Origin of the sequence: Bifidobacterium sp., from assembly GCF_051876855.1 — a bacterium.
GTDB lineage: Bacteria > Actinomycetota > Actinomycetes > Actinomycetales > Bifidobacteriaceae > Bifidobacterium.
Window position 1 is genome coordinate 3,131 of record NZ_JBJEIH010000010.1, and the last position, 14,488, is coordinate 17,618.

Annotated in this window: 8 protein-coding genes and 1 pseudogene; 8 read left to right on the forward strand and 1 reads right to left on the reverse strand. The window is 61.5% G+C overall.

Going from position 1 to position 14,488, the window contains the following annotated elements:
• Window positions 1–215 precede the first annotated feature (215 nt).
• Together ACI38B_RS00320 and ACI38B_RS00325 are read left to right on the forward strand one after the other, a co-directional pair.
• Entirely contained in the window at window positions 216–1,238 is a 1,023-nt protein-coding gene (locus tag ACI38B_RS00320) for an aldo/keto reductase (protein ID WP_439729054.1), read from the forward strand.
• Between the two features lie 528 nt (window positions 1,239–1,766).
• Window positions 1,767–3,026: an OFA family MFS transporter gene (locus ACI38B_RS00325; RefSeq protein WP_439729055.1), complete on the forward strand. Its 1,260-nt coding sequence runs from the start codon at window positions 1,767–1,769 to the stop codon at window positions 3,024–3,026.
• A gap of 664 nt (window positions 3,027–3,690) precedes the next feature.
• Here ACI38B_RS00325 and ACI38B_RS00330 read toward each other — a convergent pair.
• Window positions 3,691–4,266, reverse strand: a complete 576-nt coding sequence (locus ACI38B_RS00330) for an NADPH-dependent F420 reductase (protein ID WP_029576114.1) — start codon at window positions 4,264–4,266, stop codon at window positions 3,691–3,693.
• A gap of 246 nt (window positions 4,267–4,512) precedes the next feature.
• Between ACI38B_RS00330 and ACI38B_RS00335 the strand changes: the two genes are divergently transcribed.
• The 6 genes and pseudogenes from ACI38B_RS00335 (at window position 4,513) to ACI38B_RS00360 (ending at window position 12,654) form a co-directional block, all read left to right on the forward strand.
• On the forward strand, window positions 4,513–5,064 hold the full coding sequence (locus tag ACI38B_RS00335; RefSeq protein WP_439729050.1) for a winged helix-turn-helix transcriptional regulator: 552 nt from the start codon (window positions 4,513–4,515) through the stop codon (window positions 5,062–5,064).
• 1,007 nt (window positions 5,065–6,071) lie between these two features.
• The gene (locus ACI38B_RS00340; RefSeq protein WP_439729051.1) at window positions 6,072–6,692 is read left to right on the forward strand and encodes a MarR family winged helix-turn-helix transcriptional regulator; all 621 of its coding nucleotides are present in this window, start codon (window positions 6,072–6,074) and stop codon (window positions 6,690–6,692) included.
• 225 nt (window positions 6,693–6,917) lie between these two features.
• Window positions 6,918–8,825, forward strand: a complete 1,908-nt coding sequence (locus ACI38B_RS00345) for an ABC transporter ATP-binding protein (RefSeq protein ID WP_439729052.1) — start codon at window positions 6,918–6,920, stop codon at window positions 8,823–8,825.
• 164 nt (window positions 8,826–8,989) lie between these two features.
• On the forward strand, window positions 8,990–10,864 hold the full coding sequence (locus ACI38B_RS00350; RefSeq protein WP_439729056.1) for an ABC transporter ATP-binding protein: 1,875 nt from the start codon (window positions 8,990–8,992) through the stop codon (window positions 10,862–10,864).
• A gap of 293 nt (window positions 10,865–11,157) precedes the next feature.
• Window positions 11,158–11,211 (forward strand): annotated as a pseudogene (locus tag ACI38B_RS00355) (hypothetical protein); the annotation flags it as partial.
• A 9-nt stretch (window positions 11,212–11,220) separates the two neighbouring features.
• Window positions 11,221–12,654, forward strand: a complete 1,434-nt coding sequence (locus ACI38B_RS00360) for a Fic family protein (RefSeq protein WP_439729053.1) — start codon at window positions 11,221–11,223, stop codon at window positions 12,652–12,654.
• Window positions 12,655–14,488 lie beyond the last annotated feature (1,834 nt).

Below are 14,488 nucleotides of genomic sequence, written 5' to 3' on the forward strand. Positions count from 1 at the left end.
GGCGTCGCTTGGAGGCGGCGCGGAAACAACGGAAGAACGGCGAGGCGAGACGAATGGGCAACCTGGATAATCGGAGCGTTCTGGGCGATACCAGCGATTTGAGTGCGGTGAACGGCGTGCATGACGCGAAGGGTGAGTGTGACGCGAACGGCGGCCGTGACCTGCACAGCGTACGCGACGGGCGGCTTGCGGGATTTGAGATTCCGCGCATCGGCATGGGGACGATGGCACTCGCGATCGAGGGGCGTCCGGATCGTGAGACCGCCATTGAGACGATCCATGCGGCGCTTGACGAAGGTGTTCGATATTTGGACACGGCGTGGTCATATTACCTGCCCAGCCGTCCGGGAACCGGTGAGCCCGAGGATCTTGGCTATGGCGAGCGGTTGGTGCGTGACGCGCTCGCCTCGTGGGATGGTCCGCGCGAGCGCGTTCTGGTCGCCACGAAAACCGGGTATCGGCGCACTTGCGAGGCGGTTGCAGCCGGCGGGAATGCCGAGACTTCTGGGGCGTCCGGGGCTTCTGGGGATTCTGCGGCCTCTGCGGCTGATGTTTCCCGTGAAACACTCGACGCGAAGAACGCCGAAGAGCCGGCCCGCCAGCATTTGCAGGCTGTCGGCAGTCGCTACGGCTGGATGGCGGATTCGCGGCCGGAAACCATGATTCGTGATGCGAAGGAATCGGCGGCGCATCTCGGCGTAGAGGCGCTTGATTTGTTGTATTCGCACGGCCCGGACCCGGCGGTCCCATACGTCGAACAGGTCGGAGCGCTGCGCGATTTGCTGGATGCGGGCGTCATCAGATATGCCGGAATCTCGCGCGTGAACCGCGAGCAGATCGATATCGCGCGGGGCATACTCGGCGACAGGCTGATCGCCGTACAAAATCAGTTCTCGCCGTCACACCCCGACCCGGAGCATACGTTGGAATACTGCGAACAGCTTGGATTGGCATTCGTGTGCTGGAGCCCGCTCGGCGGCTTCCTCGACCCGGTCGATCAGCATGCGTACGACCCGTTCCGCGAGGTCGCCGCGAAACTCGGTGTCTCCCACCAGCGGGTGACGCTCGCCTGGGAGCTGGCACAATACCCGCGCCTGTTCACCATCCCCAGCGCCCGCAATCCGCAGGAAATCCACGATTCCTTCGCCGCCACGCGGCTCGAACTCACCCCGGACGACCTCGCCCGCCTCAACGCCTCCGTTGCCACCCGCCGGCAGACGATGGCTGCTGGAATGTGATGCTGGTTTGCTAGTCATGGTCGTGCGTAATCTGAGGGAATGCTGCGACGTTACTGATGGGTGTGTTTCTGTCATGTTTGCCACGAGTATAGAAAAGTATCGCAGTGTATCGCAGTGTATAGCGGTGTATAGCGATGTATAGCGGTGTATAAGCCCGTATAAATCGGGATGTTCTGCCTGTCGGCCGCCGGTTTGCCGGAAACGCAGCCCTCAATCGCAACCGAACATCATCGCTCGTCGAAACCGCGCAGCACCGCACAATCAGCCCGAAAATCATTACGGAAACGAACATTTCGATTGTTCGCATGTGACGCCACTCACATTCCTGCGACCGCAGAAAAAGCCTGATACAGTCGTGCGGGCAGGGATGCGAAGGTGTTAACCGAACATCTCCGCACTCGCTGCGGAGAGGAAGTTATGGCAACCATCACCCAGCCGATTTCACCATCATCCACCCGTCCGGCCGGCGTCGCACCCGTCGCGCCGAATCCCGCGGCCCGTACCCCGAGCCGCCTTGACAATCGTTGGATGCGCGCGGTCGTCCCCGCGCTGCTCATCCACATCTCCATCGGCACGGTCTACTGCTGGAGCGTGTTCAAACAGCTCATCGCCGACCAGATGCGCGTCGCGCCAAGCACCATCGAATGGGGCTTCTCGCTTGCGATCTTCTTCCTCGGCATGTCCGCCGCGTTCTTGGGACCGGTCGTGGAGAAGGACATCCGCCGTTCTGCGCTGATCAGTCTGGTCTGCTTCGTCGCCGGATTCGCCGGCACGGGCGCAAGTATCGCCGCCGGCTGGCTCCCCGGCGTGTTCATCTGCTATGGCGCGATTATGGGCGTCGGTCTGGGCGTCGGATATCTCACGCCGGTCAAGAATCTCATGCTGTGGTTCTCCGACAACAAAGGCCTGGCTACGGGCATCGCGGTTGCGGGCTTCGGCCTCGCCAAGGCGATCGCCAGCCCGGTGATGACTTGGCTCATCGCCTCTGTCGGCCTCGTGAACATGTTCTACGTGCTTGCCGTGGTGTACGCGATCATGATGTTCGCTGGATTCCTGCTGATTCGCCGTCCCGCAGGCTACGTGTACTCGGCCGCCGCGCGCGTTAGGCGTCGCACGGTGATGCGCCGGCCCGTGTTCTGGGCGATTTGGCTTGCCTTCTATCTCAATATCACGTGCGGCCTCGCGCTGATTTCGCAGGAAAAGGACATTTTGCATGATGCGCTCGTGGTGATGCCGCGCTTCGCCGGGCTTGATACCGCTGCGTTCGCGACTGCGACCGCCGGCGTAATCAGCACGGTGCTGGCGGTTGACGCGGTGTTCAACGCAGTCGGCCGACTGGGCTTCTCCACGCTGTCCGACCACTGCCGTCGCCGCGAAACCAGCTACGTGGTGATTTTCGTGATGTCAATCGTCGTCTGCCTGCTGCAAGTGGTGTTCCATTCGATTGACAACGGCACGTTGTGGATGATTCTCGTGATGCTGTTCCTGGTCAACGCGGGGTACGGCGGCGGTTTCTCCACGCTGCCGGTGCTGTTGGAGCAGCATTTCGGCATGTCTTCGGTTTCGACGGTGCACGGGCTCGCGTTGAGCGCGTGGGCGTTCGCCGGATTGTCCGGCAATCAGCTGGCGTCCTTCGTGGTGACGCATGCCGCCGACCAGTCGCACCGGTATGCGGGGCTGATTCCGGTGCTCGCCGTGTTGTATGCGGTCGCGTTGGTAGCGATTCTGCTGGTCATGCGTGATCGCAAATCTGCGGATGGGCGCGATGCCGTGAACGTCGCGGCGTGAATGGCGTGAATGGCGGAACCTGTGTCGGCGTCAACCTGTGTGTTCGGAATCGGGCGTGAGGGGTTGACGCCGTCGGGCGTGCCAAGGTATTGAATCCCATACCGCCACTTTCGAGTCCGGATGGAATGTGTGTCCGGGGCCCGCGTGGATCCGTCGCGGCGCAAGGCGTGCTGGCGGTTCGAATATGCCGGCCGCGCATGTCACGGCATACGTCACGCATCAGATACAGGTTGCTCTGCCCTGTCTGGGAACCGTTTTGTCGGGTTGTGTATGCCGTGGCATGCGTTTTCTGCCGGGTGTGAGGTGTCCCGCACTGTCCGGAGACCTGAATGCTGGGTTGTGTATGTCCGGGCATGCGCAACCCGCAGAGCGCGGCCCGGCGCTACCGTATTCCGTCGATATCTGTTCGATTCCGTATGCCGCGGCATACAGAACGCGCGCGCAGGCCGGAACGATGGTCAAGGCTCGCGCGCGCCCCATTGTCAGACACGCAAGTTGACTAATGACCCCGAACCGATGTCGGCGGCCGTTCGCGGTCGTCGAAGCTCGCCCGTCAACAACTGACGGCCGTCTGCGTCCCGCAATATATCGGGATACAGACGGCCTGTCGGTTATGTGGATTGTGGTTCCCTCGCCATCCGGCCGTGGGAAACCGCGCGTATCGTCAGCGGTACACCGCGAAACCGGCGGTGAAGCTGATCTTCTTCTGCACGGCGAGCACCAGCTGCAGGAATCCGAAGGCTTCGAGCTCGCGCGCACGCTTCAGGGCGCCCGCGTCGATGGCGTCGAGGCCGCCCGCCTTCACCAGATCGATGAACGCGGCTTTGGCGGCATCGTCATCGCCGGCGACCAGCACGGTGGACTGGGCATCGCCGGTCTTCTTGGAGGCGATGTTCGCAGCGAAAACGGTGTTGAACGCCTTGAGCACGTGCGACTTGGGGAGCTTGGCCTGCAATTCGGCGGCTGCGGAGCTGTCGGCCGGCACGACGAGCGAATCGAAGGTGGAGAAGTCCAGCGGGTTGGTGATATCGACGACGGTCTTGCCTTCCAGCTGGTCGCCGTACTGCTCGGCGATGGACGCGAGAGCCGGGTACGGGACGGCGAGCACGACGATGTCGCCCTCGATGGTCGGGTTCTCAGAGTGCGAATCGAGCGACTGGACGGTTGCGCCGGCGTCCTCGAAGACGCTCTTGATTGCGGTGCCCATGTTGCCGGTGCCGAAGATCGTGATGGTTGCCATGGTGGTTCCTTTCGTGTCGGCGGGTGTGCCGCCCGCTGTGTTTGTGGTTGCGGTGTGTCCGCGGTGGTCTTGCGTTCACCGTGTTGGCCGCGTTCGCTGTATTTGCTTGTTGTCGCTTGTTGTTGCTTGTGTCCGTCGCGTCCGTGTGTGATGCTGCGGAACAGCTAACAATTTGTTAGCGCTGAGACGATGCTACCACTAACTTTTTGTTAGCGCATCCGGCGTGTCGTCGGTACAATGGATGACATGACTTCTTCCGAGAACCCTAAGAATCCGCATCATTTCAACGTTTTTGCAGCGGCGTGCCCGTCGCGCAAACTGCTGAATGACGTCACGCGCCGCTGGAGCATCCTCGTGCTCGCCGCCCTGCTGGACGGGTCGTTGCGCTTCGGGCAGATTCGTGAGCGGGTTGACGGCATCAGCGACCGTATGCTGTCCGCGACGCTGGGTGCGCTCGCCGAAGATCGGTTGATTGTCAAGGATGACGCCGCCGGCACGTATGCGCTGACCGAGCCTGGGCGTCAGATTGCCCGGCAGAGCTTGGAATTGTTCGACAGTCTGTATCTCGCGCTTGACGAAATCGTCAATGGGCAGCAGGCGGGGGATGATGCGGCTGGTTCGTCGGATGGGGTGGCTGACGCGGAGGGCGTGGTTGGAGCGGATGGGGTGGCTGACGCGGAGGGCGTGGCTGGAGCGGCTGACTCGGCTGATTCGGATGGCGTGGCTGGAACGGCTGGGGTAGCTGGTGTGGCCGGTTCGTCGGCTGGTGTTGCGGCGCCAGCTGGTGCGGTTGGTTGATTTCATGATTGTCGGCGCCGTTGTGTGAGGAATTCCTCGCACAACGACCACCTTCCCGGTCAGATTTCTTCCTCCGGACCGACTTCCCGGTCACTGTGTGAGCAGATCCTCACACGTTGACGGTCTTCCCGGTCAACTCCCTGTTTCTGGGCTGCTTGATCGGCACTTTGTGAGTCAATCCTCACACGATGGTCCTTGTACTCCTGCTGTGGGCTGGTTTTGGTGGTTTGGGGTGTCCTTGTGTGAGCGGATCCTCGCACGATGGCCTCCGGTGCGGCCAGCTCCTTGCCTCTGGGCTGCTTGACTGGCCATTGTGTGAGTGAATCCTCGCACGATGGCGGCTTTCCAAGCCGAATCGCGCCTCCGGGGTCACCGGCGCCGTCATTGTGTGAGTGGATCCTCGCACATTGACCCTTGGACACCTGCCGTGGATTGGTTTTGGTGGTTCGGGTGTCATTGTGTGAGCCAATCCTCGCATTCTGTCCTCCGACGCGAGTGCATCGTGCTCATGGGGCCGCCGGCACCGTCATTGTGTGAGCGGATCCTCGCACGATGGCCTCTAGCGTGGACAACTCCCTGCCTCTGGGCTGTCCGGCAGGTCGTTGTGTGAGCCAATCCTCACATGTTGACGGTCTTCCCGGTCGAATCGCCCCCCGGGGTTACTGGTGCCGTCACTGTGTGAGTGAATCCTCGCACGATGGTCCTTGTGCTCCTGCTGTGGATTGGTTTTGGTGGTTCGGGTGTCATTGTGTGAGTGAATCCTCACCTACTGCCGCTTGGGGTTGATCCGTCCTCGTCTGTGCACTGTCCTGCCTGCGCTCGCCCGCTTGAGTCCCGGCCGAATGGCGCACTCAGCTTCTCTCATGGCATAGTTGCCATTGTCAATATTTGACACCGTAAAAGATGAAGAGTATAAACGATGCAGATTGATGTCGAGACGCTCTTGCCCGCGCAACTGTGTCCGCGTCAATGCCAGACACCCGCGCCAACGCTAGAAAGGAGACCGGATGGCATTCGAAGATGACGCATTCGAGCGAATGCACAAGATCATGACCGACGGCAGGTCGGCCATGATGGAAAATATGAACCGTGTCCATCGTGGTGAACCGGCGGTTATGCGCGAACTCGCCGTCAAAGGGGAGCGCACACCCAGCCAGCTCGCCGACGCGACCGGCAACAGTCCGGGCCGCATTTCCGCGATTCTGTCCGCGCTGGAGAAAAAAGGCTGGGCCACGCGCACCATCGACCCGGAAAACCGCAGGCACGTCATCGTACGCATCACACCGGAAGGCAAACGGCTCGTCAAACTGCACAAACAAGCCATGGAGGACCGCATGCGCTGGGTGTTCGGGCAGATGGGCGAACGGCGTACCGAGCAGTTCCTTGACCTGCTGACACGGTTCATCACCTACATGAGCCTGTGCGGGCCGGACGATCCCGTCCCCGACGAGGCCACCATCGCAAAAGCCTTCGAGCGTGCGGGCATTCCCTACGACCCTGCGGCGGACCGCGTGAACGTCGTTGCCCAAGCCGCCCGCGCCGCTGCTGCCGGGCCGCATCCGGGCGGCAAGCCAGGCGATACCGCTGCAGACGACGACCCCATGGGCACCGCCTGCACCTCCGCATAAGCACCGGGACGCCAAGACGCCGGGGCGCCAGAACACCAAGACGCCAGGGCGCTCGACCCGCTTGTCCACGCCCGCCCCGCCCCAGCTGACCAGATCCGCTCAGCTCAGTCCAGCCCGGCTCTCCTACCGCATCGCTGCCTCCCGCTTTCCGGCTACACCGCCAACCGGCGTACCGGCCGCAACCCCATCACCCGTTTCCAACCAACGTCCCCGAAAGGACACATTGTGATACGAATCTGCAAATACCTCTCGAAATTCGAGTGGTTCCAACTCTTCATCGGCCTGCTGTTCATCGTGGCCGGCGTGTTCCTCGAGCTCAAACTCCCGGATTACATGGCCGACATCACCAAGCTCGTGGAAACCCCGGGCAGCGAGATGCACGACGTCTGGGTGGCCGGCGGCAAGATGCTCGCCGTGTCGCTGGGCGCGGTCCTGTGCACAATCGCGGTCGGCTTCATCACGGCCCGCGTCTCCGCATCCTTCACCCAACGTCTACGCTCGTTGGAATTCCGCCGTGTGGAATCCTTCGGTCTTGAGGAGCTGAACAAGTTCTCCACGGCGAGCCTGATCACGCGCTCCACGAACGACGTCACCCAGATCCAGATGTTCATCACCATGGGCCTGGTCATGCTGGTCAAGTCGCCGATTATGGCGGTATGGGCGGTATGCAAGATCGCCGGCAAGGGGGCGGATTGGACGCTCGCCACAGGTGTCGCCGTCGTCATCGTGTTGTCGGCGGTCGCGGTGATTATGTCGCTGGTCATGCCGAAATTCCGCAGCATGCAGGCCCTGACCGACAACATCAACCGCGTCGCCCGCGAGAACCTGACCGGCCTGCGTGTGGTGCGCGCCTACAACGCCGAGGACTACCAGCAGGGCAAGTTCGACAAGGCGAACCGCGATCTGACCGAAACCCAGCTGTTCACCAACCGCGCGATGTCCATCATGATGCCGCTTATGAACACGGTGATGAACGGCCTGATGCTCGCCGTGTATTGGATTGGCGCCTACCTGATCAGCGACGCCGGCCTGATGGACAAACTCACCCTGTTCTCCAACATGGTGGTGTTCTCCAGCTACGCGGTCCAGGTCATCATGAGCTTCCTGATGATGAGCATGGTGTTCGTGCTGTGGCCGCGCGCGGACGTGTCCGCCAAGCGTATCCTCGAAGTGCTTGACACCAAGCCGCGCGTCACCGACGGCGACCGCATGGAAGGCGCGACAAACGCCGACGGCACACCGGTTCGCGGCACTGTCGAATTCCGTGACGTGAGTTTCGCCTACCCGGATTCGCGCGAACCGATGCTCGAACACGTGAGCTTCACCGCACAACCCGGCCAGACGGTCGCGTTCATCGGCTCCACAGGCTCCGGCAAGACCACGCTCGTCAACCTGGTGCCGCGTTTCTATGATGCGACCGACGGCCAGGTGCTGATCGACGGCGTGGACGTGCGCGACTACAATCTGCAGGCTCTGCGCGACAAAATCGGCTACGTGCCGCAGCAATCCGTGATGTTCAAAGGCACGGTCGCGTCCAATATCGCGTTCGGCGATAAGAGCCAGGGCGGCAAGGCCGTCGAAGGCGAGCGGATCGGCGATGTCGAGCTCATCGACACATCCACCCCGCAGGGGCGCGAGCATGAGCGCGAACTGCGTCGGGCCGATGCCGCCGGCGATGACGCGATAGGCCGCCTGACCGACGCGCAGATGGAGGATGTACGCAAGGCGTCCGCCGTCGCGAAGGCCGATGAATTCGTCACCCGCATGGAGGGCACGTACGAGGCGCCAATCGCGCAAAGTGGCTCCAACGTGTCCGGCGGGCAGAAGCAGCGCTTGTCGATCGCCCGCGCGGTGTGGCGTCACCCTGAGATTCTTGTATTCGATGATTCCTTCTCCGCGCTTGATTTCCGTACCGACCACGATGTGCGCGAGGCGCTCGCCCGCGAGGCCGGGGATGCGACGAAACTCATCGTCGCCCAGCGTATCGGCACGATTATGGACGCCGACCGGATTGTCGTGCTCGACCAGGGGCGCGTCGTCGGACAAGGCACGCACAAGGAGCTGCTGCACAACTGCGAGGTTTATCGTCAAATCGCCGAAAGCCAGCTGAGCGAATCCGAACTCGCCTCCTGACGCAAGACGCCAGGCGCAACCGAGCGAGACGCAAGACATCGCCCGCGTGAGACGAGGCCGCGCGAAACGTGGCCGACACGGGCGCGGTCCGCGCGAATCGCCGAACCGTTATCTTTTTTGCTATCTTTCTTTGCTTTTCTGAAAGGACACACATGCCAGGACCAATGGGTCACGGGCCGGGAGCCCGAGGTGCGGTTGAGAAACCGCAGGATTTCAACGCCATCATGGGCAAACTCGCTGCGTACTGCAAGCGGTATCTGCCCGCGATGATCATCGCGCTCATTCTGGGCGCGGTCGGCACGGTCTGCCAGATCATCGGACCGGACAAAATCAAGGACATCACCAACGAAATCGTCAAAGGCATGCCGGCCATCGTGCACGGCAAGCCCGTCGTCGGCAGCATCGATTTCGCGGCGGTCAACCGCATCGCCTTTACGCTGGTCGCGCTGTATGTCGGGTATGCGCTGTTGAACTACGTGCAAAGCTGGATCATGGCGACCATCAGCCAGCGGACCGCGCAAAGCCTGCGTGACGACATTTCCAAGAAAATCAACCGTCTGCCGCTGCGATACTTCGACAACACAAGCTACGGCGACGTACTCAGCCGCATCACCAACGATGTGGACGCGATCGGGCAGACGCTGGGGCAGAGCCTTGGCGCGCTCGTCACGTCGGTCACGCTGTTCTTTGGCGCGCTCATCATGATGTTCGCCAACAACGTGACCATGACGCTCACCGCGGTGGGTGTCAGCATCATCGGTCTGATCGTCATGATGGTGATCATGAAGGTCTCGCAGCGGTTCTTCGCACAGCAGCAGCTTGCGCTCGGCCAGACCAACGGGCATGTGGAGGAAATGTATGCCGGCCATGTGATCGTCAAGGCGTATTCGGGTGAGGCGGATTCGATCCGGCAGTTCGAACGCTACAACGACAGCCTGTACGAATCCGGCTGGAAGTCGCAGTTCCTGTCGGGCCTCATGATGCCGCTCATGAACTTCGTCGGCAATCTCGGCTACGTGGCCGTGTGCGTGGTGGGTGCCGCCCTCGCGATGGACGGGCGTATCGAATTCGGTGTGATTGTGGCGTTCATGATGTACATCCGCCTGTTCACACAGCCGCTTTCCCAGTTCGCGCAGGCGTTCCAGAATCTCCAACGTTGCGCCGCAGCGTCCGAGCGCGTGTTCGGTTTCCTTGAGGAGCCGGAGATGGGTGTTGACGCGACCGGCAGCTTCGCCGAACACCGTGCCCAAATCGAGGCGGCACAAGGCCATGCGCATATGAGCGACGCGTTGGGTGACCGTGCCCGCGGCGACGTGGACTTCGAACATGTGCGCTTTGGCTACAAGCCTGGCAAGCCGGTCATTCATGATTTCAGCGCGTCTGTGAAAGCCGGGCAGAAAGTCGCAATCGTCGGGCCGACGGGCGCTGGCAAGACCACGATGGTCAACCTGCTTATGCGCTTCTACGAGCTGGACGGCGGCGAAATCCGCATCGATGGCGTGCCGACTGCGTCCATCCCGCGCTCCGAGGTGCATCGCCAGTTCTCCATGGTGTTGCAAGACACCTGGGTGTTCCAAGGCACCGTGCGCGACAACATCGTGTACGACAAGCAGGGCGTGACCGATGAGCAGGTGCGGGCCGCCGCGAAGGCAGTAGGACTTGACCGCTTCATCGAATCGCTGCCGGAAGGCTATGACACCGTGCTTGACGACAAGGCCGCGCTGTCCGCCGGGCAGAAGCAGCTGCTCACCATCGCCCGCGCGATGGTGCAGGACGCGCCGATCCTGATTCTCGACGAGGCGACATCGTCGGTGGATACGCGCACCGAGGAGCTCATCCAGAAGGCCATGGACCAGCTGACTGTCGGCCGTACGAGCTTCGTGATTGCGCATCGCCTGAGCACGATTCGCAACGCGGACATGATCCTCGTCATGAACCACGGCGACATCATCGAACGCGGCACGCATCAGGAACTGCTCGACAAGGGCGGCTTCTACGCCGACCTGTACAACAGCCAGTTCGCCTCGCTCGTCGCGTGAGGCGCGGGTCGCGGCGCGGGGCTGGTGTCTCGTGCTTCGCCCGGAGTCTCGCGCCTTGCGTTTGAAGCCTTGCGTTGGATGCTTCGCGTTTGGTACTTGGCGTCTTGCGTTTCGTCTTGCGTCTTGCGTTTGACGTTTCGCCTGGTGCCTCACGTTTAGCGGCGTTTCCATCGTCCCTTATTATCACTTAGCAGCTAAGTGATAATAAGGGACGATGTTATTATCAGTTACAGGCTAAGTGATAATAAGCGCGGCTCGGATGTCGCTGAAATGGCGCTCCCGATAGCGCGAATACAGGTAGCGCGAATACAGGTAGCGCGAATACAGGTAGCGTGAACACAGGCGAGAGGAATGCGATGACTGCCACCAATACAAGCCGCCCCGCCGGCGACGAATCGCACCGCGCGACGACATGCGCCGCGAAAAAGCCGGGCATCAAGGCCCAAAACACCAAAGCTCAGAGCATCTTGTCTTTTGGTGATTCGGATGGCGCCGGGGCATCTGCGGATGCCATGCCGACGGCGAACATCGCGCAGACCATGCCGCCGATGGACGCCGCGCAACCCGCCACTCCGGAACCGTGCCGCGTGCCCCCGGTGGAGCTCGAAGGGCACTACTGGACCCCATCGGATGACGGATACTATTCGCGCACCGCGCGTCGCAAAGCGTCGGGGAACTACTATTCCACCCGTCCGGCGCGCATCGCGGCAATCGGCCTGACGATTCCCTCCGATCTTGCCGCAGACCTCGACGAGGCAACGCAGCAACTCGTGGCATTCGACAGCCGCGCCGCCGAACGGTTCAGCGCTGGCGGGCGTACTTTGGGTCCGCTGTCGGCGGTGCTGTTGCGGACCGAGTCCACGTCATCGTCGCGTATAGAAAACCTCACCGTAGGTGCGCGGCGCCTTGCGCGAGAATCGCTTGACGGATCCCAAGGAGGCAACGCCGCGCTGGTGGTGGGCAATGTGCGAGCCATGGAAACCGCGCTTGAATTCGCCCGGAATCTGAGTGAAGCGAATATTCTTGCGATGCATTCCGCGTTGTTGGGTGGCAGCGACGAGTGGAAGGATCGCGCGGGCCGGTACCGCGACCAGCTGGTATGGGTTGGTGTCAGTTCCGCCGGTCCGCGCGGCGCCTCGCATGTGGCCCCGCAGCCTGACCAGGTGCCGGATTGTATGGCCGATCTGGTCGCCTTCATCGACCGTGACGACCTGCCTATTCTCGCGCAATGTGCCATCGCGCATGCGCAATTTGAAACCATTCATCCGTTCATCGATGGCAACGGGCGTGTAGGTAGGGCGCTGATTCACGCCATGCTGCGTGGCAAGGGATTGACACCGACCATGACACCGCCGGTGTCCGCCGGCATTTTGCACGATACTGAGCGGTATTTCGATGCGCTCACTGCGTACCGGGAGGGTGACGCGCGGCCGATTCTCGAGTGTTTCTCGTCTGCCGCGCGATACGCTGCGCACACGGGAACGGAACTCATCGACACCTTGAGCGCCATTCTCGATGATGATGCCGACCGGCTGCATGGTCTGCCGTTGCGGCGCAACGCGCTTGGCTGGAGACTGTTGCCGCTGGTGGTGGAGCAGCCGGTGGTCAATGTGCCGTATGTCGCGCGGGTCTTGGGTGTGTCGGCAGCTTCGGCAACGCGTGCGGTGGACCAGCTTGGGCGCGCCGGGGTGCTGGTGGAAGTGTCTGGCGGCAAACGTGGACGGGTCTGGGAGGAGCGTCGCGTTCTGGATGCTCTGGACGAATACGCCGAGATGATCCGTCGGCAGTAAGGCATGTCGGTCTGCGGTTGTTGCTGATAATCCTCGCAGGCGTTGCGGCCGTAGGCGTGTCGGAAGTCGGCGCCTGACAGCCCGTGTATGCCGTCAGTGCGGTGTTGGGTGTGTCTTGGTATGCGTGATTTGCAGGATGCGCGCTGGGTAGCTTGCCTGTTGTTGGGGTTTGGCTGGTCGTGTATGTCTGGGCATGCGCAAATCGGCAGGTGTCGGGGGTTCTGTCGTTCTTGTGTGTCTTTCGTCTGGTTGTGTATGTCTGGGCATGCGTAACCTGTCAGATGTCCTGGATTGGAAACGATTGGGCGCGGGATTGTGCCTGTTGTGTATGTCGTTGCATGCGTGGCGTGTCGAATGCTGATGTCAGATGGCGGTGCGGTTGTGGTTCTGTCAGGTTGCGTGTGTCGGGGCGTACTCGGCGAGGCGGATGGTGCGTAGCTGGGGTTACTTGGCGGACTCTTCTTGCAAGTTGTGTATGCCGTGACATGCGTGATTTGCCGGGTATGTGCTTGGTGGCTTGCTGGCTTGGTGGCTTGCTGGTTGTTGGACTCTGACCAGTCGTGTATGCCTTGGCATGCGTAACCTGTCAGATGTTCTGGACTGGAAGTCAATCGGTATGGGATTCCGCACGTTGCGTATGTCTTGGCATGCGCGATGTGCCGGATCGCGTCTGATATCGCGGCCGATGACGGGAGTCTGTCGGATAGCGCATGCCCACACATACGTGACCCGGCCGATGCGCCCGCCATTGGTTGTGCCGGGTCGTTGTGTGAGGATTGGCTCGCACTTTGGCAGAGTGGGTGGTTCCGATCGGGTGGTCTGGCCGGTGAGGCGGCCATCGTGTGAGGATTCGCTCACATTCTGGCACCCCCGATCATTAATTCCGGCTTGCAGTAGGGGTTGAGAGGCCGGTATGTGAGGATTGGCTCGCACTTTGGCGGGTTTGGGTGGTCGGGTTCGGTGGTTGGGGTTGTCGGAGAGGTCATCGTGTGAGGATTCGCTCGCATTCTGGCGGAGTGGGTGGTTCCAGTTTGCTGATTTGGTTTGGTTGGTGGTCGTTGTGTGAGGATTGGCTCACACTTTGGCGGGTTGGGTGGTTCCGATCGGGTGGTCTGGCCGGTGAGGCGGCCATCGTGTGAGGATTCGCTCACATTCTGGCACCCCCGATCATTAATTCCGGCTTGCAGTAGGGGTTGAGAGGCCGGTATGTGAGGATTGGCTCGCACTTTGGCGGGTTTGGGTGGTCGGGTTCGGTGGTTGGGGTTGTCGGAGAGGTCATCGTGTGAGGATTGGCTCACACGTTCAGAGGTGCGGTGATTGGATATAGCGATTTGGGCTGTCGGACAGGCGGTTGTGTGAGGATTGGTTCACACACTGGCACCCCCAATCGCTAAAACCGGCTCGCAGCAGGGGGCCAAGGGTCGTTGTGTGAGGATTCGCTCACATTCTGGCGGGTTGGGTGGTTCCGGTTTGCTGATTTGGTTTGGTCGGGGGTCGCTGTGTGAGGATTGGCTCACACAGCGGGCGGGTAGCTTGGCGACGGGTCGGTTTCTTTCGGGTATCTGGTCGGAGTGTGACTGGACGGTCGCACGGGTGATCGGTGTCTCGGGTTCGGTGGGGTGTTTTGGGTGGTATCTGGCTGCGGTGCGACTGGTGGGTTGCATGGGTGGCGGGTAGTTCGGTCCGGTGGATGGTTCCTTGGGCTATCTCGTCGTGGTGTGACTGGACGGTCGCATGGGTGGCCGGTACCTCAATCTCGGTGGGGTGTTTCGGACGGTATCTGGCTGCGGTGTATCTGGATGATCGCACGGGTGGCTGGTAGCTCAGGTTTGGT

What these genes read in the sequence shown, in the direction of transcription:
- ACI38B_RS00335 (WP_439729050.1), top strand. Translation starts at nt 4,513, where the DNA reads ATGACTTCTTCCGAGAACCCTAAGAATCCGCATCATTTCAACGTTTTT.
- ACI38B_RS00320 (WP_439729054.1), top strand. Translation starts at nt 216, where the DNA reads ATGGGGACGATGGCACTCGCGATCGAGGGGCGTCCGGATCGTGAGACC.
- ACI38B_RS00325 (WP_439729055.1), top strand. Translation starts at nt 1,767, where the DNA reads ATGCGCGCGGTCGTCCCCGCGCTGCTCATCCACATCTCCATCGGCACG.
- ACI38B_RS00340 (WP_439729051.1), top strand. Translation starts at nt 6,072, where the DNA reads ATGGCATTCGAAGATGACGCATTCGAGCGAATGCACAAGATCATGACC.
- ACI38B_RS00330 (WP_029576114.1), bottom strand. Translation starts at nt 4,266, where the DNA reads ATGGCAACCATCACGATCTTCGGCACCGGCAACATGGGCACCGCAATC.
- ACI38B_RS00360 (WP_439729053.1), top strand. Translation starts at nt 11,221, where the DNA reads ATGACTGCCACCAATACAAGCCGCCCCGCCGGCGACGAATCGCACCGC.
- ACI38B_RS00350 (WP_439729056.1), top strand. Translation starts at nt 8,990, where the DNA reads ATGGGTCACGGGCCGGGAGCCCGAGGTGCGGTTGAGAAACCGCAGGAT.